The 22,153-nt window shown below is 55.6% G+C and carries 14 protein-coding genes; 7 read left to right on the top strand and 7 right to left on the bottom strand.

The genetic code is table 11. The annotated features are described in order from the left end of the window. Positions 1–3: 3 nt before the first annotated feature. The 5 genes from BEN74_RS10655 to BEN74_RS10635 all read left to right on the top strand — a co-directional run bounded on the left by BEN74_RS10655 (position 4) and on the right by BEN74_RS10635 (position 7,519). Complete coding sequence (locus tag BEN74_RS10655; RefSeq protein WP_068908792.1) at positions 4–1,083, top strand: OmpA family protein; 1,080 nt, start codon at positions 4–6, stop codon at positions 1,081–1,083. A gap of 1 nt (position 1,084) precedes the next feature. After that, complete coding sequence (locus BEN74_RS10650) at positions 1,085–4,009, top strand: DUF11 domain-containing protein (protein WP_068908794.1); 2,925 nt, start codon at positions 1,085–1,087, stop codon at positions 4,007–4,009. A 161-nt stretch (positions 4,010–4,170) separates the two neighbouring features. After that, positions 4,171–5,856 (top strand): dihydroxy-acid dehydratase, encoded by a 1,686-nt coding sequence (ilvD, locus tag BEN74_RS10645; RefSeq protein WP_068908797.1) that lies wholly within the window; start codon positions 4,171–4,173, stop codon positions 5,854–5,856. Positions 5,857–5,928: 72 nt separating this feature from the next. Then, positions 5,929–7,251 (top strand): hypothetical protein, encoded by a 1,323-nt coding sequence (locus BEN74_RS10640; RefSeq protein ID WP_068908799.1) that lies wholly within the window; start codon positions 5,929–5,931, stop codon positions 7,249–7,251. Continuing rightward, positions 7,232–7,519: a chorismate mutase gene (locus tag BEN74_RS10635; protein WP_068908801.1), complete on the top strand. Its 288-nt coding sequence runs from the start codon at positions 7,232–7,234 to the stop codon at positions 7,517–7,519. Before BEN74_RS10640 ends, BEN74_RS10635 begins: the two co-directional genes overlap by 20 nt. A gap of 389 nt (positions 7,520–7,908) precedes the next feature. Here BEN74_RS10635 and BEN74_RS10630 read toward each other — a convergent pair whose 3' ends face one another. From BEN74_RS10630 to BEN74_RS10590, 7 genes are all read right to left on the bottom strand, one after another. Continuing rightward, entirely contained in the window at positions 7,909–9,300 is a 1,392-nt protein-coding gene (locus BEN74_RS10630; protein WP_068908803.1) for a glutamine synthetase family protein, read from the bottom strand. A gap of 567 nt (positions 9,301–9,867) precedes the next feature. Beyond that, positions 9,868–10,485, bottom strand: coding sequence for a hypothetical protein (locus BEN74_RS10620; protein WP_068908807.1), 618 nt, complete (start codon positions 10,483–10,485; stop codon positions 9,868–9,870). Positions 10,486–10,568: 83 nt separating this feature from the next. Continuing rightward, positions 10,569–11,744 carry a CsgG/HfaB family protein gene (locus tag BEN74_RS10615; RefSeq protein WP_068908810.1) on the bottom strand — a complete coding sequence of 392 codons (1,176 nt, stop codon included), beginning with the start codon at positions 11,742–11,744 and terminating at the stop codon, positions 10,569–10,571. Continuing rightward, complete coding sequence (locus BEN74_RS10610; protein ID WP_068908812.1) at positions 11,738–12,115, bottom strand: hypothetical protein; 378 nt, start codon at positions 12,113–12,115, stop codon at positions 11,738–11,740. Before BEN74_RS10610 ends, BEN74_RS10615 begins: the two co-directional genes overlap by 7 nt. Positions 12,116–12,682: 567 nt before the next feature. Then, positions 12,683–13,987 (bottom strand): solute carrier family 23 protein, encoded by a 1,305-nt coding sequence (locus BEN74_RS10600; RefSeq protein ID WP_068908817.1) that lies wholly within the window; start codon positions 13,985–13,987, stop codon positions 12,683–12,685. Between the two features lie 298 nt (positions 13,988–14,285). Then, positions 14,286–16,970: a phosphoenolpyruvate carboxylase gene (ppc, locus tag BEN74_RS10595; RefSeq protein WP_068908819.1), complete on the bottom strand. Its 2,685-nt coding sequence runs from the start codon at positions 16,968–16,970 to the stop codon at positions 14,286–14,288. A 147-nt stretch (positions 16,971–17,117) separates the two neighbouring features. Beyond that, positions 17,118–17,732, bottom strand: a complete 615-nt coding sequence (locus tag BEN74_RS10590) for a TetR/AcrR family transcriptional regulator (protein ID WP_068908821.1) — start codon at positions 17,730–17,732, stop codon at positions 17,118–17,120. 150 nt (positions 17,733–17,882) lie between these two features. Between BEN74_RS10590 and BEN74_RS10585 the strand changes: the two genes are divergently transcribed. Together BEN74_RS10585 and BEN74_RS10580 are read left to right on the top strand one after the other, a co-directional pair. Then, entirely contained in the window at positions 17,883–18,995 is a 1,113-nt protein-coding gene (locus tag BEN74_RS10585; protein WP_068908823.1) for an efflux RND transporter periplasmic adaptor subunit, read from the top strand. Then, a complete protein-coding gene (locus BEN74_RS10580) occupies positions 18,992–22,135 on the top strand; it encodes an efflux RND transporter permease subunit (protein ID WP_068908825.1) in 3,144 nt (1,047 codons plus the stop codon). Before BEN74_RS10585 ends, BEN74_RS10580 begins: the two co-directional genes overlap by 4 nt. The last annotated feature ends 18 nt before the right edge of the window (positions 22,136–22,153 follow it).

Below are 22,153 nucleotides of genomic sequence, written 5' to 3'. Positions count from 1 at the left end.
ACCATGAAAGTAGCTTTATTATGCCTGGCCGTTCTGGGGAGCAGCCTCAGCGCAGCGCTGGCAGGCGGCCTGCAGAACGGCAGTTATCCGCCGGCTGCGGCGCAAATAGATGAGCTGGCGGCTGCACTGGAACAGCAGCGCCAAGCCGCATCGGGGCAGGAGCGTTATCAGGCCTATAAAGGCCAAATGTGGCTGAGCTATGCGCGCCATGAAATCTCTGAAGGCAGCCTGAGCAGCGCAGGGCAGCAGGCTTGGCAGCAGGCGCAAGGCATCGCTCAGGCCCTGCAGCAGCGTCAGCCTCTGCCTTTAGCGACGCCGGTATTAAGCGTTTCCCAAGTGATGCGCCGCGATTTATGGCAGCAGATTGAATATTTCAAGCAGCAGGGTGCGCTGGAGCGCGCGCCGGAGCCGCTGGCACAGGCGGAAGTCATGCTGGTGTGGGCTGCAGCGGAATACTGCGAACTTGGCTGGCGCCATGCCAGAGAGCACTTTCAGGCCGCGGAACGCGCCGTTTATCAAGTGGCGCAGGCCAGCGCCACTCAGCCCGGCGCAGCTGCGCCGGCTTGGCATCCTGAACAGCTTCCAGCGCTGCAGCAGCTGAATGGGCAGGGCTGTTCCGGCGTCAACCCGGAGTTTTGGCCTTTGGTTGCAGATCCGGCTGCGGCTGGCGTGCGCTTAAGCAACGTGGTGCATTTTGCTTTAGACAGCGCGGACTTGAGCAGTGAAAGCCAAAAAGTTTTAGACCAGTTTATTGCGGTATTCACTCAGTACCCTCAAATGCAGGTCACTTTGCTGGGCTATACCGATAAGCGCGCGACGGAGAGATACAATCTCGCGCTTGCGCAGCGCCGCATTCAGTCCGTGCAGGATTATTTGGCAGCGCGGGGCATTGCTGCGCAGCGCATGCAGTCAGAGGCGAAAGGCGCTGTGGATTTGCAGGCCGATGCAGACCTCCGGCTGGCCGCGGCCAAAAGCCGCCGGGTGGTGCTGCAGCTCAGCAGCGGTCAGGTTGCAGTAAAATTAGAACCGCAGTGGCAAGATTTACAGATAGAATCAGATCAGCAAAAAGTGAAGGTAAACTAAAATGATGAAGCAATATTTAGGTCATGTTTTGGCGTCTTCGCTTGTGCTGGCTGGCGCTGCTGAGGTTTATGCGGCAGATGCCAATTTGCCTCCTTCAACTACGAGAATTCAGCGTAGCTTTGTCAATTTGGATATACAAAAGCCCGTAATTTCAAGTTCATGGACTTATTTAGATGCAGATCCTGCTCTTATTGGTACAGCAATGTATGTACCAGGATGGAGAACTACCCACTCGCAGAGCTCAAATAATAAGTATCCTGTTGAATTCTGGAAAGGGCCTGGGGCAACCGGCATTGCGGACAACCCTAATCGTCCATCAACAACAAGCTATGCAGATAATCAATATGCTGAACTTAATGCGATGGAGTCTTCCAACATTTATCAAACCGTCTGCCTAGTTCCTGACGATGAGTTCAGCTGGAGCTTTGACCATGCGACTCGGGATAAAAAAGAAGAAACAGCAGAGTTCTTTTTAGGCCAGTTGAGCGGCCGCAGCACATGGAATGGAAAAATTCCATTAGGACTTAGCCCTGTCCACAGCACAGTTCGTACATGGGCGACACAGACCTCAGTGGCTAAAGTAAATATGGCAGCTTATATAACTCAAGCTGCGAACTATTCATTTGTTTTTCAAGCAAAAGTTGCTGGAGCTACTGCTAGTCAAGGGAACTTCATTGATAATGTTAAAATTAACTTAAAACCAGCGGTTGAATTCTCTACGCAAAACGGCAATTATGTTGAAAATAACAGCAGTTCGCAGAGCGTTCCATTCAAGCTCGTCGGGCAGATTCTAAGCGCTGCTGACATGCCGGAATTAGAGTTTAAAATTCAGTATGATGCGGGCATACCTTTGGCGCAGCGCGCAATATATGGCACAGATTATGTGCTGGCTAGGCGTAGTAGCGCTTCGACTGTGATCATTACGCCCGATACCAATGATGGAAAAGGCAATATCACTTTTAAATATCGGCCAACCTACAATAGCGGCTTAGATTATGCGCAGGGAGTGCTGATTCAGGATTTGGTCATTCAGCTTACGGATAATAAAAATATTGAGGGGGATAAAACCTTACCTTTGGCCTTTGCATTGACGAAGAACAGCGGCGCTGTTACGACCAATATGGAATCCTGCGGCGGCAGCAATCCATTGTACAGTTTTAATTTAACGCTTAAGGATGATGATACTGATTTAGAAGTCATCAAGACATTAACCGCCGGCTCAATTCCGCAACCGGGAAATTATATAAGCTATACTGTTGAATTAAATAACAAAACAATTGTTGATGCGCAAAATGTTATCCTGAAAGATGTATTGGGCAAGAACTTGCAGACTGTTAATGGCATAACTGAACTGCTTTGCGAAGATGTAACCGCAGCGGGTGCGCCTGCAGTATGCCCTGCATCGTGGACTGCTGCCGGTAAATTAGCAGATCTGACCGGTTCTGGGCTGAACTTAACTGGCGGTGTCGAAAAGAATAAAAAATATAAATTTACGGTCAAAAATTTACAAGTCAAGTCAAGTGATCAAGAGACGGGGGGGGATGCGGGACATATTATTAATACGGCAACCGTCACATCAACCACCGATCAGAATCTTGCCAATAATACTTCTGCAGTAAGAACGCTGTATGCTGCCAAAAATGACTTGTCCAATAACAAAGCAGGCGCGCCAGCATCTGAAACCGGCGTTGGCATGTTTAATATTGCGCAGGAAGGCCGAACTGGCGCCACACCGCTATGGACTAAGACAGCAGACAGCAGCGGAAAAGCCTACTTTCCATTGAATATACAGAACTACGGCAATCTGGCGCAGGATTACCAGCTGTATGCATCGAGCACTGCAATTGCACCAGCAGTGAGCAGCGGAGACTATTCATCGCTGGTAAAAAGCGGGATCAGCCCATTTACTTCGGGCCTGAAAGTTGAATTCTATCAAGCCGACGCCGGGCAGTGCAAAGCGGGCATCAGCAGCCAGCAGATTAGCCAGCTGAATGTGGCGGCCAACGCTACCGGCCAAGTCTGTGCAGTCGTTACAGCTTATGCATCGGCAAGCGCAAAAACCAATATCTGGTTTGCCATTGAATCGCTGCAGTCCGGCTTGGGTGACATTATTTTGGACGCAGTCATTCCGCAGCCAAAGCAGCGCCTGCTGGAACTGGCCAATGATCAGTCGGCGCAGGTCGCAGTTGGCGGAACCTACGTATTCCTGCACCGCATTACCAACTACGGCATAGAAGATGAAAAGGTCAGCAGGCTGAGCCTGACGCTGCCGAATGACGGTTTCCTGTACAGCCTGTTTCTGGACAAGAACAAAAGCGATGCGCTGGATGCCGGTGATACTTTATTGGTGACTGGAACAGAAGCCGACGTTACAGGCTTCATCATTCAGCCCAATCAGTCTATGACGCTCTTCATTAAAGTTGAAGCGCCGGCCACCGCTGCCAACGGCATGAGCAGCCAGGTCAAATTGATTGCTGTGCCGAACAATGCCGGCAAAGAAATTGCGCTGGCGGACTTGAGCAATACCGACTTGATTAGCGTAAGCCCAAATCAGCTGCAGATTCTGAAGTCGCAGCTGCCTGTTGCAAGCTGCAGCATGACGAATGCTCAAGCGGTGATCAGCGCTGCCTATACAGTGCAGAATGCCAGCCTTAAGCCGGATCAATGCCTGATTTACCGGATTATGGTGAAAAATTCCGGTAGCGCCACATTAAGTAATGTGACGATCAATGATATGTATCCCGCCTATACAAAGCAGTGGGCGCCTGCCAACATCCTGCCGATTATCGGCAGCAATGGCCAAAACGTTACTGACGGCGTGAATAATAAAATTGAAGATGACGGTAGCGCCAAAATCAAAGCAATTCTGAAAGAGCTGCTGCCACAGCAGGAAAAGTCACTGTATTTTGGAATCAAAATGCAGTGATTGTCCAGCTGAAGCAAAAGGAACCGCAATTGCGGTTCCTTTTTTTTGCGGGAAAAAGGCAGCGCGCTTATTTCTTTTACACTGCGCCTGCTTTCTATACAATAAATCCAGAATAAATTGCCCGGGCAGCCGTTGCAGCCAGCCATCGCCAAGGAACAACCATGAGTAAAGACAACCTCCGCGAACATTCAGCACCTGTCTATGAAGGCATTGAAAATGCGCCGGCGCGCTCCATGATGCGCGCTACAGGCTTTCAGGATGATGATTTCACCCGCCCGTTTATCGGCATTGCATCGACCTGGGCCAATGTTACGCCGTGCAATATGCATATAGACGGACTGGCGCGCGAAGCCGAAGGCGGCGTCAATGTGGCCGGCGGCAAAGGCATTATTTTCAATACCATCACCATTTCAGACGGCATTTCCAACGGCACCGAAGGCATGAAATATTCGCTGCTGAGCCGGGAAATCATCGCCGATTCGATTGAAACGGTGGTCGGCTGCCAGGCCTATGACGGCGTCATCGCGATTGGCGGCTGCGACAAGAATATGCCCGGCTGCATTATGGGCCTGGCGCGCCTGAACCGCCCGGGCCTGTTCATTTACGGCGGCACCATTCAGCCGGGCGAGGGCCATACCGACATGATTTCAGTGTTTGAAGCGGTCGGCCAGCACGCCAAAGGCGAAATCAATGCGATTCAGGTCAAGCATATTGAAGAAGTGGCGCTGCCGGGGCCGGGCTCCTGCGGCGGCATGTATACCGCGAATTCGATGGCTTCCGCCATTGAAGCCCTGGGCATGAGCCTGCCGGGTTCATCCGCGCAGGAGGCGGTGTCGGAAGATAAAAAAACCGACTGCCGGCGCGCCGGCGAAGCGGTGATGAACCTGCTGCGCCTGGACATTAAGCCGCGCGACATCATGACCAAAGCCGCCTTTGAAAACGCCATTAAAGTCTTGATCGCGCTGGGCGGCTCCACCAATGGCGTGCTGCACCTGATTGCCATGGCGCATACCGCAGGCGTTGAACTGAGCCTGAATGATTTTGAGCGCATCGGCAAGGACATTCCTGTGCTGGCGGATGTGCGCCCGTCGGGCAAATACCTGATGTCGGAGCTGATCGCGATCGGCGGCATTCAGCCTTTAATGAAGCGCATGCTGAACGCCGGCATGCTGGACGGTTCCTGCCTGACCGTGACCGGCAAGACTCTGGCGGAAAATCTGGCCGATGTGGAGGATTATCCTGCCGGCCAGCAGATTATCCTGCCTTTTGATGCGCCGATTAAAAAAGATTCGCACCTTGTGGTGCTGAAAGGCAACCTGTCGCCGACCGGCGCGGTGGCGAAAATTACCGGCAAAGAAGGCCTGTTCTTTGCCGGCCCGGCGCGGGTTTTTGAAGGCGAGCAGGGCGCGATGCGCGGCATTCTGGACGGCGAAGTGCAGGAAGGCGAAGTGGTGGTGATCCGCGGGGTCGGGCCGAAAGGCGGGCCGGGCATGCCGGAAATGCTCAAGCCGACCTCGGCGATTATCGGCAAGGGCTTGGGCCAGTCGGTGGCCCTGCTGACCGACGGGCGCTTTTCCGGCGGCAGCCACGGCTTTGTGATTGGCCATGTCACGCCGGAAGCCTATGAAGGCGGGCCGATCGGCCTGGTGAAAAACGGCGATAAAATTTCCATTAATGCCGAAACCCGCGAAATGACCTGGCATATTTCTGAGGCTGAAATCGCCGCGCGCAAGGCGGCCTGGGTCAAGCCCCAGCCGAATTACCGCCATGGCGCCTTGGCGAAGTTCGCAAAATTGACCTCAGGGGCTGAGAAAGGAGCGGTTACGGATCTGAATTTAGATGTATAATTGATCATTCCCCAACAAATTGCTATAAACCCTTGTAGTACTGCAAGGGTTTATTTTTTCGAGGCTGATCTCATGTCACTGTTGCGCCGCTGGTTTGATCCGATCCGGTCGAGCTGGTTTTACCGGAAGCCGGCTCGTCAAGCGGTGCTGCCCACGGACAAGGGCCTGAGCATCCACCTGCGCCTAGACGATGTTTACAGCTATCTGGCCGCGCAGCAGCTGCCGCAGCTGGAAGAAATCCTCAGCGCGGAGCTGAAGCCGCTGCGGGTGGTGATTTCCAGCCAAAGCGCTGAGCCGCCCAACCATATGTCCGCCGCCGAATGGCAACAGTACTGCCTGAATGACGCCAAAATTCTGGCCCGGCAGCACCGCTTCAGCTTTCATGACGCGCCGGAGCAGCCGTCGCCGCAGGCGCTGCAGCAGGCGGAAACCATTCTGCGCAATACCCCGCTGCGCGGGCAGGACTTTCTGTACCTGCTGGAAGACGTGTTCCATATGCTGTGGCAAAAGCAGTACGGAAAATTGCGCACCCTGCACGCCATGGCCAGCCGCCACCATCAGCCGCAGCATTTCCCGGAGCGGATTTTCAATGATGCGCCGCTGCTGGCCAGCTATTTTGAATTCGGCGAACGCAAATACCATGCCGTAGATGACCTGCTGCGCCTGACCCGGCGCCTCAAGCAGCAGAAGCTGCTGACCGGCAATCCGATTTTTCTGATCAATCATATTGAATGGCGTGAGCACTTGATCAGCGATGCGGAAGAGCTGAATGAAATTCAGGCTTTGGATCCAGAGCTGGATTTATACATTGCCCTGGAAGACCCGGTGTCCTGGCTGCTGCTGGCCTATATTAAGGAAGAGCTGGCCGATTTTTACAATATTCAGCTGAAGGTTTATCCGCTCAGCTACCATGGCCGCGACCTGTTTGACTGGAGCCTGGCCACGCGCCTGTCGAAGCGCACCGAGGTGGCCTTTACCCCGTTTTGCCGCCCGACCGAAGCCGCCACGCTGAAGATGGCTGAGCTGTACTACAGCGCGCCGGAAGAGCAGCGCATTGAGGCCATGTATCAGATCCTGCAGGCGGTTTGGACCAGGGGCAGGGACTTGTCCTGCAAGGCGCATTTCCAGCAGCTGCAGCATGAGCTGGCGCTTGGCGCACTGACCTCAGAAGATTTTCAGGCGCTGCTGAAAGAAAATGATATGCACTGCGAAATGAAGTCGCAGCCGGACTTTCCGGTGCTGGAGCTGCGCATTGACGGCCAAAGCTATGTATTCAACAGCCTATACCGCGTTTGGATGATTGAAAGTATTTTCAGTAATGTGTTAGAAGAGAGGTACAAGACTGAAAATACTGCTGAAAGTGAATCCAAAGCCAATGAAGAAAGAAAAGATTGAATCCTTGCCGCAGGCCCGCGCGCAGATTGACGCCATTGACGGCGCCCTGATAGAGCTGATCGCTGCGCGCCAGTTTTATGTCGATCAGGCCGCGCGCTTTAAGCGCACGGTGCAGGATGTGCAGGCGCCGGAGCGGGTTGAAGAAGTGATTAAAAAAGTGCGGGCCGCGGCTATTGAACAGGGCACAGATCCGGATCTGGTCGAAAGCATCTACCGGGAAATGATTCAGCACTTTATCCGCCGTGAGCTGAAGGAAATCCGCCCCTGAATAGGCGCGCTGCCTCCTGAACAGCGCGCATTGCATACAGCCTAATGTCAGTCAGTTAAGAAGCTGACTGGATTTTTATTTTTTAAATTCAAAGCTTTGTTTGATACGCGGAAGCGTCATCTGCAACCTATCAGACCTTTGAAATGGACTGTTTTTGCAACAAAATTATTTAAGTGCAGAAAGTGAACAGGTTTCGCGGTGAGGCGCACTGCGCCGCAAGATGCTTTCCTTGCGAAGCTTCGCTTCTCATTTGGCGAATGAGAAACATTGTTTCGCAAGGAACAAAACGAGCTCCAAAAATTTGATTTAAAAGAGGTAAGACTCCGCCGTGAATAGCCTCCAAAATTAAGAAGTTTACGGTGAAACTCCTTAACTGATCAGCATTAGGCTTACAGTCCCCATTTCAGCTCCGAATCGGTGATTTTATTTAAAACCGACTGGTGCTCCTGCTTTTTGCAGGCGGCCCACAGCTGCACAAAGTCCGGCCCTAAATACTGTCTGAGCACCGCATGCTGCTGAAACAGGCGCAGCGCTTCGGGCTGGCTGTCCGGCAGCAGAATCCGCGGATCATCCGGCTGCAGCGCATGCACGGCCTTCGGCAGCTTCAGCAGATGGGTCAAGCCATGCAGCACGCCGGCCAGAATCACGCTGATGCACAGGTAGGGGTTGGCGTCCGCACCTGCAACGCGGTATTCCAGGCGGTGGTTTTCCGGGTCTGAGCAGGGCAGGCGGATCGCGGCATTGCGGTTGTTGACGCCCCAGCTGGCTTCCAGCGGCACATGCTGGCCGAACTGAAAGCGCCGGAACGAGTTGATATTCGGGGCCAGCACCGCCATGGACGCGGGCAGCAGGTCAATCAGGCCGGCAATCACGCGGTACATTAAGGAATTGGGAAAATCGTTGTTCTGGATGCCGAAAAGGTTGAGCCGGCGGTGGTCCAGCAAGCTCATATGAAAGTGCAGGCCGCTGCCTGCGGCCGCCATGCTGGGCTTGGCCATAAAGCAGGCGCTTAAGCCATGCATGGCGGCGATCTGCTTCACAATCCTTTTCATCGCCAGAATGTCGTCACAGAGCTGGAGCAGGCTGCAGCTGTGCTGGATATTGATTTCAAACTGATTGGCCGAGCTTTCCGCGACGATTGCCGTAAGGGCGATCTGCTGCTTTTTCGCTTCGCTTTCAATGCGCTCTAAAACCGCCTGATACTGATCCGGCCGGTCAACATCAAAGCACTGCATGGCGTGCGCGTCCTGCCCATGATTGGCCTGCTGCGGGTAAAGGTAGAATTCAATTTCACCGGCCATCATCGGGAAATAGCCCATCTGATTCAGGCTGAGCAGCAGCCGCTTCAGGATATTCCGCGGTTCATGAATGCAGTCCGAACCGTCTTCCGCCTTCATGGTGAGGTACAGCTGCGCATGCTTTTCCGGCTGGCTGGCGCAGGGGCGCAATGAGCCGGCAACCGGCAGGCACAGGCGGTCAGGCTCGCCGATGTATTTGCCCAGGCCGCTTTCCTCAACTACTTTGCCTTCAAGGTTCATGGCGTATACGGACAGCGGGAAATAGCAGCCTTTGGCCAGCTTTTTCAGGGCGTTCAGCTCGATGCGCTTGCCGCGGATATGGCCATTCAGGTCATGCAGGCAGATATCAATATGCTCAGTCTGCGGGTATTTCCCCAGATACTGCGCAATTTCCTGTTCAAAGGCATCGGCATCCGCGTGCTCTAAGGCCGGGCCTTGCGGCAGCTGGCGCGTCAGGGGCGAATTTTGAATCGGCATATTCATGTTGTTATCTTCAGTGATCAGATAAAAAAAGTATAGGAAGGCCGGCGCGGGGAGTAACGTAAAATGAGCGTAAATTTATTTTCCGGCAATTTATGCGGCCAATCGGATGAAGCCTGAGCCGCCGGCGGAAGCGCGCCGCAGGCCAATGATGCATTCCTCTTGCCGTGCAGGTTCTGGCCTTGGCTGAGGCGGGTGGGAAGCGGAATCCGCGGCTGCGGCGCGGAGCAAAAATTCCGTAAAATTTCCTGCGCTGGCCGGGTTTTTATTCCCAAGTCTTAAATGCGGGCCTGAAAAAACAGCTTTCCGGCCTGCATCTGAAAATCCATCTTCCGGCTTTTTATTCTTTAAGGCGTACTTTGGCTGTTTATAAAATCCAGCCATTTAAAATCAGGCGCATGGAACCGGTTTTGCTGCCGGCGCCGCATGGATGGCCGGCTGCTGCGCGGCGTGCTTTTTCAGCAGTTCCGCCAGTAAAAGCAATTGCATTCCAGTGCCGGTTTATTCCAGAATAAGGAAGGCCCGGCTATCCGTTAATAGCCAGGCCTCGGATCATATTGAAGGGCGGATTTACTTTACAGTAACCGTAATGCTGCCGGTGTTCACTGCACCGATTGCAGAAGTTTTGATGCCGTCAATATGGTTCTTAAATGCCTTTGTATTTACAGAGGCATCAATTGCGCCGGAGTTAAAGGCCAGATTGGCTGCGCTGTAATTGCTCATCGTTTCAGAGAAGCGGTCATAATAGCTGGTGTTGAGGCTTGCGCTGACGTGGCCTTCAATCCCTGAGGAGTAGTCAGGAGAGCGGTGTGATTCCACTTCTTCCCATGCGTTGCCGCCGGCATGGAAGCCCGCAGTCAATGAGCCGGTATTGACAGCGCTCAGGCTGCCCTGCTGCAGATTGATGCTGCCGGTATTGACTGCGCCGATTGCGGAAGTTTCCACCGCGATTTTGTCTCCGACATTATTCATCGAATTAAAGCCGCTGTGTGTATTGACGGTTGCGTCAATATTGTTGGTATTGATCGCAAGGTTAAGGGCTGAGCCATTTTTGACATGCTGCGATAAAAGGTGCAGGGTGGACTGCAGGCCGGTATCTACATTGACATGTGTGCCCTGTGAATTTGCCATGGCTGCACTGGACAGGAAGGCAGCAGATAAGGCGATGGTTTTGATAGTCTTATTCATAGTTGTTTTCCTTTCTAGTTTTGAAGCGCCCCTCGCTAAGCGCTTCTTTCTTATCATGGGAGCGAGCCCATTTTTTACAGCTTTTAATCGCGCTGCGTTGATGACCAGTAGTTTTCAATCACCGCCGGATTGGCATCCCACAGCATCTCGGCTTTTTCATCCTGTTTTTGGCCGTCATGCGCTTTGCCTGCAGCGCCGCGCCGCTTCATGCTGATGTATTTAATCAGTTCCTGCTTGCTCATTTCGGCATCGCCTTCAGGGTTTTGAATCAGCTCAGATTCTTTATGCTTGGGCGGCAGGGTATCTTTGCTGGGCGAGTTCGATGATTTGTTTCTTTCACCGGATGCATGCGCTTTATCTGAAGGCGCTTCCAGCAGCGGCTTCCCCGGGGCTGCATTCTGCTGCCGGCTCTCCTGATACTTGTACAGGGCGACAGAGCTGCGCGTTAGGCTTAAGCGCCCGAATTCCGGCGGGATCGCTGCGCGGCAGCTTTCAAATGTCGAGGGCGGAATGACCTGGCTGAGCAGCTCAAAGGTGGCCAGATTCAGCATTTGGCGCAAGGCGAAGTTGGTCGCTTCGCGTTCTCCCTTTCCGATCTGAATGTTCAGCAGCGTATGGCCGGCAAACCGGCCTGCATTGATGCCGTAGTCCTGCGCGGCGATCTGCTTCTGCAGGGAAACATTGGCGACGACTTTGCTGCTGCGGGTGTCGGTCAGGGATAAATCCAGGCCGACCATAATCCGGGTCTGGCTGTAGCTTGGGCCGACGCCGCCGACCTGCATGTCAAAGCCGCCGCCGGGAATAAAGTCCAGGCTGTTGATGCTGCCCGTGACATAGTAGTCCGACGCCTGAATCTGCCTTGGGTCGCGGATGCCCCACTTGGCTTCGCTTTCAATGATGCGCGGGTCGCGCCGGTTCAGCAGGCTGACGCCGGCCTGAAACAGCGCGGACTGCACCATGTCTCCGGCGCCCTGCGTCACCATTTTGCCGCTGCCGCCGTTGGTCACCACGTCTTTGCCGGTTTGATCCAGAATCGCTCCGACGGAGAAGCTGACATCATTGCGCAGCTGCCCTTTCAGGCAGGATAGGGCCATGTCAAAAGGCGTGAAAATATCGGTGATCGGCGGCCCCTGCACCAGGCTGGCGGGCTCCTTGTTGCTAAGCGCCATGCCGGTGCATCCCGCCAGAAGCTGGCTGAACACAATCACGGCGCTTAGCGAAGCGGTTTTCCTGCGCTTGAATTGAGGGAAATTTAACATGGCGTATCCCCCGCTTGCGTGCTTAAGTTAAGGCACTGCTGATTATTCTGCGTGGTATTGGAATTGACCGAACCGTCATTCGCGGTATCATTTGAAATGTCTACGCCGTTGTTTGAGCCATTGATATTGACGTTGCTGGTGGATGAATTGACTGTGCCGATGGAGCTGGTTGAGGTGCTGTTGATGGTGGTTTTGCCTAGTCCGTTATAATAATCCGAATCCTTGAGCTCAATCAGGTTGGCCTGAACCAAGTTGTCATTGGCGCGGCTGCTTGAAGCTTTCCAGCGCTGGCTCCATTCATCAGATGTTGCATAAGAATTGCTCAGGAAACACAAACAAAATAAACCGACATTGATCATTGATATTTTCATAATCTTTACCGTCCTTTGATCTGAAATGTTTTCATCTGCATTTATTTGTTATTTCAGTAGTGTTTTATGTCGTTAATGAGTATTAGATCACACAAAAAAAGTAAAATGCGAATAGTGTCAATATTCACGTATTTTTTTAAATTTATCCCGCGGTTTCCCTATTAAAAATGGCGGCTTAGTTTTGACTTCCAAATTGTAAAAAATTATTAGGTCTGCTGCGCTGGCCAAAATCCGCGCCGCGGCAGGGTGTGATTTGCAGGGGTTTTGCAGGCTTTTCAAGCTGCCGGCTGGGCTTATTCAATTGGAGCATGCCGGGCAGCCCGCATCCGGCACCTGCAATCCGCAGCGCTGCCGGCGGGAGCATGCCTGTAAAAGCAGTTAAGCGTTTGACTTAATTTGTATTATTTTTAGAATGAAAGTTATTCAAATTCCTGAAAATCACCGGCCCTGAATTTTCCGTTGCAGCCGGGCCTCCCGCAAAAAAAACAGGCCGTGGCGGAATGCCTGGATGAAAAACTGAGGCGGAAAAAAAGCAGCCGGAAGGCTGCTTAAAAGCGCGGAGCAGGCTTATGCCGATTTATCGCCTAAGCTGAAGAACCAGTTCAGAATCAGCGCAGCGAAAGTCGCCGTGCCAATGCCGCCGAGGTTGAAGCTGCCGAACTGCAGCGCAAAGTCGCCTGTGCCTAAAATAATGGTTACCGCAGCCACCATCAGGTTTTTATTTTTAGAAAAATCGACTTTGTTTTCAATCCAGATTTTCGCGCCGGCAATGGTGATCAGGCCGAAGACCACAATCGATGCGCCGGTTAAAATCGCGCTTGGAATGGTATGGATGATTGCGCCGAATTTAGGCGATAGGCCCAGAAACACTGCAAACACGCCGGCAATCACAAAGATGATGGTGGAATACACGCGGGTTACCGCCATCACGCCAATGTTTTCGCCATAGGTGGTCATGCCCGGAGCGCCGACCGCGCCTGACAGCGTGGTTGCAACGCCGTCCGCCACAAAGGCTTTGCCGATGTGCGGGTCAAGGTTTTCGCCGGTCATGGTGCTGACGGCTTTAATATGGCCCAGATTTTCCGCCACCAGAATCAGCGCAATCGGGGCAATAATCAGCATGGCGTTGAAGTCAAACTGCGGCGCATGGAACTGCGGCACGCCGAACCAGGCGGCCTGCTGAATCGGCGCAAAGTTGATCGGCGCGCCGTAGCCCATGACATTCGACACCAGGTAATACAGCAGATAGGCCAGCAGCAGGCCCAGCAGCAGCAGCAGGCGCTGCATCAGGCCTTTGGTGAAGACCGCAATCGAACCCATGCACAGCACCGTCACCAGCGACATCCACATATTGAAGCTGTTGCCCATCACGCCTTTCACCGTAACCGGCGCAAGGTTCAGGCCGATGATCATCACCACGGCGCCCGTCACCACCGGCGGCATCAGCTTTTCAATCCAGCGCGTGCCCGTGGCCATCACAATCAGGCCGAAAATGGCGTACAGCACGCCGCAGGCCATGATGCCGCCGGCGGCTAAAGCGATATTGGCGTTCGGCGCGCCGGTGCCAGAAGCGGCGTAGCCCGTGGCGGCGATCACCACGCCAATAAAGGCGAAGCTCGAGCCTAAGTAGCTCGGCACGCGCCCGCCGGTCATAAAGAAGAACAGGATGGTGCACAGGCCTGACATTAAAATCGCCAGATTCGGGTCAAAACCCATCAGGAAGGGCGCTAGCACGGTGGCGCCGAACATGGCGAAAGCGTGCTGTATGCCCAGCACGGCGCTTTGCGCCGGCGGCAGGTACTCATTGGTGCCTACAGGGCGCGCTTCAATGCTGCCGGCATAAGGGCGCCATTGGGGAAACCAATTGGACATAAAATGAGCACTCGAAAAATAAACTGCGCACATCATACGCTTCTTTTTTGCAAGATTTAATCACCGCGGTAAAAAAAATGTTAAAACTAATTCCATGACTTTTCATTATTTTTTACCGCGCGGTAAAAGTTTGCAGTGTGAAAAACAGCGTTAAATCAGCCGTTAACCGCAGCCTGCTGCGGGCAGCGCCATTCATGAATATTTTTGATTCCAGTTATGAAAAAAACTTCATTATAGAATAAGCGGTCAATAAAAAGGCGCATCATCAAGATGCGCCCGGTGCTTTTGGCCTAAGCCGTCAGCCGGTATTGCGCAGGCCGGCGGCGATGCCGGCGATGCTGACCATCAGCGCATGATCGACCGGGGTGTTTTCCGCCTGGCGGTCCGCCAGATAGGCGCGGCGGCGCTTCATCAGCTCCGCCTGCAGCAGGTGCAGCGGCAGCAGGTAAGGCTTGCGCACCTTCATGGACTGATCCAGCACGTCATTGCTGCTGAGCAGCTGCGATTCGCCTTTCAGCGCCAGCAGGGTCTGCACCGCATCGCGCAGGCGCTGGCGCAGCTGCTCGCCCAGCAGCTTCAGGTCTTCGTCATCGGTTAAATGCGCCTCGTAATATAAGGCGACATGGCTGTCGGCTTTGGACAGCACCATTTCCAGCATGTCAATCAAGGTCTGGAAATACGGCCAGTGCTGCAGCATGTCTTCCAGCGCGCCTTTCTGGCCCTGATCAATCACCTGATTGATGGCAGCGCCTGTGCCGAGCCATGCCGGCAGCATCAGGCGGATCTGCGTCCAGGCGAATACCCAGGGGATGGCGCGCAGCGATTCAATGCCGCCGCTGACTTTGCGCTTGGCCGGGCGCGAGCCCAAAGGCAGCATCTGCAGTTCCAGCTCCGGGGTCACGGTGCGCAGGTATTTGACGAAATGCGGATTTTCCCGCACGGTCTGGCGGTACACCTGCACCGACAGGTCGGTCATTTTATGCATCAGCGCGCGCCATTCCGCTTTCGGCTCCGGCGGCGGCAGCAGCGTGGCTTCCAGCGTGGCTGCGGTATAAATTTCCAGATTCTGCAGCGCAATGCCTTCTAGGCCGAACTTGAAGCGGATCATTTCGCCCTGTTCGGTCACGCGGATGGCGCCGGAAATTGAGCCCGGCGGCTGCGAGAACAGCGCCTGCTGGGTCGGCGCGCCGCCGCGGCTGATGGAGCCGCCGCGGCCGTGGAACAGGGTCAGCTGCACGCCGTGCTTTTTCGCCACATCGGTCAGCTCTTCCTGCGCGCGGTACTGCGCCCAGTTGGCGGACATGAAGCCGGCGTCTTTGGCCGAGTCGGAATAGCCGATCATCACTTCATGCCTGCCCTGAATATGCTGCTTGTACCAGTGCATGCCGAACAGGGTGTTCATGGTGGCGGCGGCGCCGTCCAGATCCTTCAGGGTTTCAAACAAAGGCACAACGCGCAGCGCATGCTGAATGCCGGCTTCTTTCTGCAGCAGCAGCACCGCCAGCACATCGCTCGGATATTCCGCCATGGAAATAATGTAGGCGCCGAGGCTTTCCGGCGGCTGCTCCGCCAAAGTGCGCATGGTGGCGAAGACTTCCTGCACATCCGGATGCTCAATCAGGCTCTGCTTCGGCTCATTGATGAATTTCGGCAGCAGCGGGCGCTTGCTTTGCAGCTCCTGCAGCAGGAAGTTCTGGCGCGCCTGTTCGGTCCAGGTTTCAAAATTGCCGAGGCCCAGATATTCGGTAATGGCGGAAATGGCCTGGCGGTGGCGCCCGGATTCCTGGCGGATATCCAGCTTCAGCAGCTCAATGCCGAAGCAGTTGACGCGGTGGATGAAGTCCAGCAGCTTGCCGTTGGCGACTTCCGGCAGGCCGCAGTCCATCAGCGAGCGGTAGCACAGCAGCAGCGGCTGCAGCAGTTCATCCTTGCTCTTGATGGCCTGGCTGTCGTCGGCGTCTGCGCCGCGCAGCTTTTCCGCCAGCCAGTGCCGGGTGGCTTTCAGGCGCTGGCGGGTTTCGCGCAGGTATTCGCGGTAGGGTTCCGGGTGATCCTGGCCCAAAGCTTCGCGCAATTCCGGGCTGCACTGTTCAATCGACAGTTCCCAGCGCAGGGCTTCAATGTCGCGCACATACAGGTCAGCGGCTTTCCAGCGCGACAGCCACAGCACTTCCTGCGTGATGTTGTGGGTGACATTCGGGTTGCCGTCGCGGTCGCCGCCCATCCAGGAGGCGAAGCGCACCGGCGCAATGGTCAAAGGCAGGCGCTGGCCGCAGTGCTCATGCACCATGCCGTCCAGTTCGCGCATGAATTTCGGCACGGCATTCCACAGCGTCTGCTCAATGGTGGTGAAGCCCCATTTCGCTTCATCGACCGGGGTCGGGCGGTGCTGGCGGATTTCATCGGTCTGCCATGCCGAGCAGATCAGCTGCTTTAAGTCTTCCAGCACGGCCTGGCGCTCGCGCGGGGTCAGCTTCTGCTGGTCGAATTTAAACAGGCAGTCATTGATGCCGTCATATTTCTGAATCAGCGTGCGCCGGCTGACTTCGGTCGGATGCGCGGTCAGCACCAGTTCAATTTTCAGCTCGCAAATCTGCTGATACAGCGCGTCTGATGAAATCTCATGGGCTTTGAATTTCTGGAATAAATGATCCAGCGGATTAGGCGACGGCGCATTTTCATCAAATTCGCTTTGCCGGCGGCTGCGCACGGCATGGTACTGCTCGGCAATATTGGCGAAGTTCAGAAAGTGGGTAAAGGCGCGGGTCAGCGGCAGGATTTCCTCATCCTCCAGGCTTAAAAACAGCTGCTCCAGCTGCTTTTCCGCTTCGGCCTGGCCGTCGCGCGCGCCTTTGGCTAAAGCGCGAATCTGTTCAACCTGATTAAACAAATCTTGTCCGGCATGCTGCTTGAGGGTTTCGCCGAGTAAATTGCCCAGCAAGCGCACATCATCGCGTAAAGGAGCGTCAATTTGTTGAATCATTTTTAGCATTCTCCGGTTGTTCCTGACTTGACTATACTCTGATTCAGTGACAATCCAAGCGGGGCACAGACAAAAGTTGGATTCAGTTTGCCTGAAAAGCAGCAGGGCGGATGCAGTTCAGGCTTGACGCCGGGCCTTTTCAGGCGTTCAGGGCAGGGCGTAGCGCAGCAGGAACAGCTCAATGCTGTCCTGAATGATGCCGGCGCGCTCCGCCTGATCGGGAACCGGACGGATGCCCATCAGCACTTCATGGTGGCGCTGCCCCAGCAGCAGCGAGAAAATCAGCGCGGCTTGCCGGCGCGGCGCATCCGTGCGGATGAAGCGCAGCGCGGCCGCCTGCGCAAAAAAGCTTTCCCACAGCGCGCTGAGCTTTTCATGCGAGGCATTGTAAAACTGCTGCGCCAGCGGATTGCGCTGCGAGGCCAGCTCCAGCAGCAGGTATTCGGTCTTCAGCGCTTCCGGCAAATTGACAATATTCAGCGACAGCTCGCAGGCCTGCTGCAGCGCCTGCTGAAAATCGCTGCCTGCCGACAGGTGGATGGGGCGCGCCTGCAGCAGCCTGTCGCAGGTTTCGGCAATCGCGCTGGTAAACAGGGTTTCCTTGTCCTGAAAGTGGTTGTATACCGTCAGCTTGCTGACATCGGCCTCCTGCGCAATGCGGTTCATGCTGCAGCCGTGATAGCCGCATGCTAAAAACAGGCATTTGGCGGCTTCCAGGATGCGCCTGCGCTTTTCCAGGTCTTTCGGGCGTCCGGCATTCATGTGCAAAAAATTCCAAAAAAAATCAAATAAGGTTATTGATTTCAGTTCACGTTTTTAATTAATGTACCCTGTGGTTTATTAATTAAAAAACAGCCAGCTTAATAAGCCTTATTTTGCCCTAAAAAACCGATTTAAATAAGAGCGAGCTTCATGAGCACGATAAAAACCGCCGTTGTCAGCATGATTACCGCCTGCAGTTTGGCCTTGTGGGGATGCAGCAGGGATAAAGCGCCGGCCGAACAGGAAGTCCCCGTGGTGATGGTGGCGCAGCCCGGCGCCGCGCAGCCGGAACAGAAAAGCTATGCCGGCGATGTGCAGGCGCAGGAGCAGACCGCTTTGGCCTTCCGCGTTGCCGGGCAGGTTGCTGAACGCTATGCCGATGTCGGCGATCAGGTCAGGGCGGGGCAGGTGCTGGCGCGGCTGGATGTCAAGGACGCGCAGCTGCAGCTGAACGCGGCCCGCGCGCAGCTGGAAAGCGCGCAGTCGGCGGCCAGAATTGCTGAAGATGAATTGAAGCGCTTTCAGCAGCTGCTGCCGGTCAATGCGGTGAGCCGCTCGCAGTACGATGCCGTGGACAACCAGTACAAGGCGGCCCTGTCCAGCCTGAAGCAGGCGCAGTCCAACTATCAGGTCAGCAGCAACCAGACGCAGTACAATCAGCTGACGGCCAGCAAAAGCGGGGTGATTACCGCGCGCAATATTGAAGCCGGGCAAGTTGTCGCTGCCGGGCAGGCGGCCTATCAGCTGGCAATCGGCAGCGGGCGTGAAGTGGTGATCGGCGTGCCGGAGCAGGCGATCGGCGGAATCAAAGCGGGCCAGCCGGCGCAGGTCACGCTGTGGTCTAAGCCGGAAGAAAAATTCGATGCGGCGGTCAGGGAAATCTCGCCGGCTGCCGACCAGTCGCGCACCTACAGCGTGAAAGTGGCGCTGCCCGCCGCCGAAGGCATTCAGCTGGGGCAAAGCGCGCGGGTATTTTTCAGCGCCGCGCCGGGCGCCAGGCTGAGCGTGCCGCTGTCCAGCATTTCAGCCGACGCGGCTGACAGGCAGCCCTATGTCTTTACTGTCAATGCTGACCATAGCTTGCGCAAAGTGCCTGTAGTTCTGGGCGCATACGGCCGCGACAGCGCGCCGGTGCTCAGCGGCCTGAATCCGGCCGATTATGTAGTGATCGGCGGGGTGCACCTGCTGCGCGCCAAGCAGAAAGTCAATCCGGTGGACCGCGACAACCGCGCCGTGAAAATTCAGGCAGGGGGGCAGCCATGAATTTCAACCTGTCTGAATGGGCGCTGAAAAATAAAGGCCTGATTCTGTATTTCATGATTCTGCTCGGCATCGTCGGCATGCTGTCCTATGCCAAGCTGTCGCAAAGCGAAGATCCGCCGTTCACCTTTAAGGTGATGGTGGTGCAAACCTACTGGCCGGGCGCCACCGCCAAGGAAGTTTCGCTGCAGGTCACTGACCGCATTGAAAAAGAGCTGATGAGCACCGGAAATTATGAGCGCATCATGGCTTATTCGCGCCCGGGCGAATCGCTGGTGACCTTTGTGGCCAAAGACTCGCTGCGCTCCAAAGACATCCCGGATGTCTGGTACAGCGTGCGCAAGAAGGTCAATGACATCCGCCATGAGCTGCCCGGCGGCGTGCAGGGGCCATTTTTCAACGATGAATTCGGCGATACTTTCGGCAACATTTATGTGCTGAGCGGCAATGACTTTGACTACGCCGCCTTAAAGGAATACGCAGACCGTCTGCAGCTGCAGCTGCAGCGGGTCAAGGATGTAGGCAAAGTTGAACTGATCGGCCTGCAGGATCAGCGCATCTGGATTGAAATTTCCAACACCAAGGCGGCCCAGCTGGGCATTCCGCTGAGCGCGATTCAGCAGGCGCTGCAGCAGCAGAATGCCGTGGCCAGCGCCGGCTTTTTTGAAACCGCTTCTGACCGCATTCAGGTGCGGGTCAGCGGCGGCCTGAACAGCGTGGATGAGCTGAAGCGCCTGCCCTTGCTGGCCGGCGGCAAAACCGTGCAGCTGGGCGATGTGGCGGAAATTTACCGCGGCTTCAGCGAGCCGGCGCAGCCGCGCATGCGCTTTATGGGCGAAAACGGCATCGGCATTGCGGTTTCCATGCGCAAAGGCGGCGATATTCTGGCGCTGGGCAAAAATCTGGAAACTGAATTTGCGCGCCTGCAGAAAGGCCTGCCGCTGGGCATGCAGCTGCAGAAAGTTTCGGATCAGCCTGAAGCCGTCAAGCGCAGCGTCAGCGAGTTCATGAAAGTGCTGGCGGAAGCGGTGATCATCGTGCTGCTGGTGAGCTTTTTCTCGCTAGGCTTCCGCACCGGCCTGGTGGTGGCGCTGTCGATTCCATTGGTGCTGGCGATGACTTTTGCCGGCATGAAGCTGTTTGATGTCGGCCTGCATAAGATTTCACTCGGCGCGCTGATTCTGGCGCTTGGGCTGCTGGTGGATGACGCGATTATCGCGGTTGAAATGATGGCGGTTAAAATGGAGCAGGGCTATTCGCGGCTGCAGGCCGCCGGCCACGCCTGGCGCACCACCGCTTTTCCGATGCTGACCGGCACCCTGATTACCGCCGCCGGCTTTCTGCCGATCGCCACCGCGGCCTCCAGCACCGGCGAATACACCCGCTCAATTTTTCAGGTGGTGACTATCGCGCTGATTGTGTCGTGGTTTGCCGCCGTGCTGTTTGTGCCTTATCTGGGCGATAAGCTGCTGCCGGACTTCAATGCAGGCCCGGCCCGGAAAGCGCCGTGGCATCAGCGCCTGTGGGCGCGGCTGCGCCGCCAGCCGGAGCCGGAGCCGCAGCCGCCGGAGCATCCTGCCGGCGGGCATCACGACCCTTATCAGACCCGGTTTTACCAAGGCTTCCGGCGCTGGGTGGATGCCTGCGTGACTTACCGCAAGACCGTGATCGCCGCCACGGCGGGGATTTTTGTGCTGTCGGCGCTGCTGTTTAAAGCCGTGCCGCAGCAGTTTTTCCCGCCTTCCAACCGCGCCGAAATTCTGGTGGATATCAAGCTGGAAGAAGGCGCATCGCTGCAGGCCACAGAGGCGGCGGTGGAAAAAGTCGAGCGCTTCCTGTCGCAGCAGCCGGGAATTGACAATTTTACCGCCTATGTCGGCACCGGCTCGCCGCGCTTTTACCTGCCTTTAGACCAGCAGCTGCCGCAGGCCAGTTTTGCCCAGTTCGTGGTACTGGCTTCTTCACTGGATGAGCGCGATGAAATCCGCCGTTCGCTGAGCGGAAAAATCCGCCAGCTGCTGCCGGAGGCGCGCACCCGCGTTTCGCTGCTGGAAAACGGCCCGCCGGTCGGCTATCCGCTGCAGTTCCGCGTTTCCGGCGAGGATTTGGCTGCCGTGCGCGAATGGGCGCAGAAAGCGGCGGCTGCAGTCGCTGAAAATCCGAACACCACCAATGTGCATCTGGACTGGGGCGAGCCGAGCAAGGTGATCCGGCTGCAGATTGATCAGGACCGCGCGCGCCAAATGGGCGTCTCCAGCCTGGATTTGGCCAATTTCCTCAACAGTTCCCTCAGCGGGGCAGCGCTGGACCAGTACCGCGAAAAGCGCGAGCTGATTGAAATCCGCATGCGCGGCGATCAGGCGGAACGGCTGGATGCGGCTGCGCTCAGCAGCCTGGCCGTGCCGGCCGCCGGCGGCGGCTCCGTGCCTTTGGCGCAAATCGCCAGCATTGAATACAGCTTTGAGGAAGGCCTGATCTGGCACCGCAACCGCCTGCCGACCATTACCGTGCGCGCCGATATCCGCAGCCAGCTGCAGCCGGCGACGGTGGTGAAGGAACTGTCTGAGCCGCTGGCGCAGCTGCGCGCGCAAATGCCGGGCGGCTATTTGCTGGAAACCGGCGGCACGGTGGAGGAATCGGCGCGCGGGCAGGCTTCGGTGAATGCCGGCATGCCGGTGTTCCTGGCCGTGGTGATGACGCTGCTGATGATTCAGCTCAGAAGCATGTCGCGCGCCTTTATTGTGTTCCTGACGGCGCCGCTGGGCCTGATTGGCGTGGTGCTGTTCCTGCTGCTGTTCAACAAGCCTTTCGGCTTTGTGGCCATGCTCGGCACCATTGCGCTGTCCGGCATGATCATGCGCAATTCGCTGATCCTGATCGATCAGATTGAGCAGGACATTCAGGCTGGGCATGATCCGTGGTCATCGATTATCGGCGCCACCGTGCGCCGCTGCCGCCCGATTGTGCTGACCGCGCTGGCCGCCGTGCTGGCGATGATTCCGCTGTCGCGCAGCATTTTCTTCGGGCCGATGGCGGTTGCGATCATGGGCGGCCTGATTGTGGCGACCCTGCTGACCCTGTTTTTCCTGCCTGCGCTGTATGCGCAGTGGTTTAAGGTGAAAAAAATTCAGCAGAATATATAAAAGTGTCATAAAAATGGG

The organism is Acinetobacter sp. WCHAc010034 (assembly GCF_001696615.3).
Classification (GTDB): domain Bacteria; phylum Pseudomonadota; class Gammaproteobacteria; order Pseudomonadales; family Moraxellaceae; genus Acinetobacter.
The sequence above is the reverse complement of the archived record's forward strand: the minus strand, read 5'-3'. Positions and strand labels throughout refer to the sequence as shown.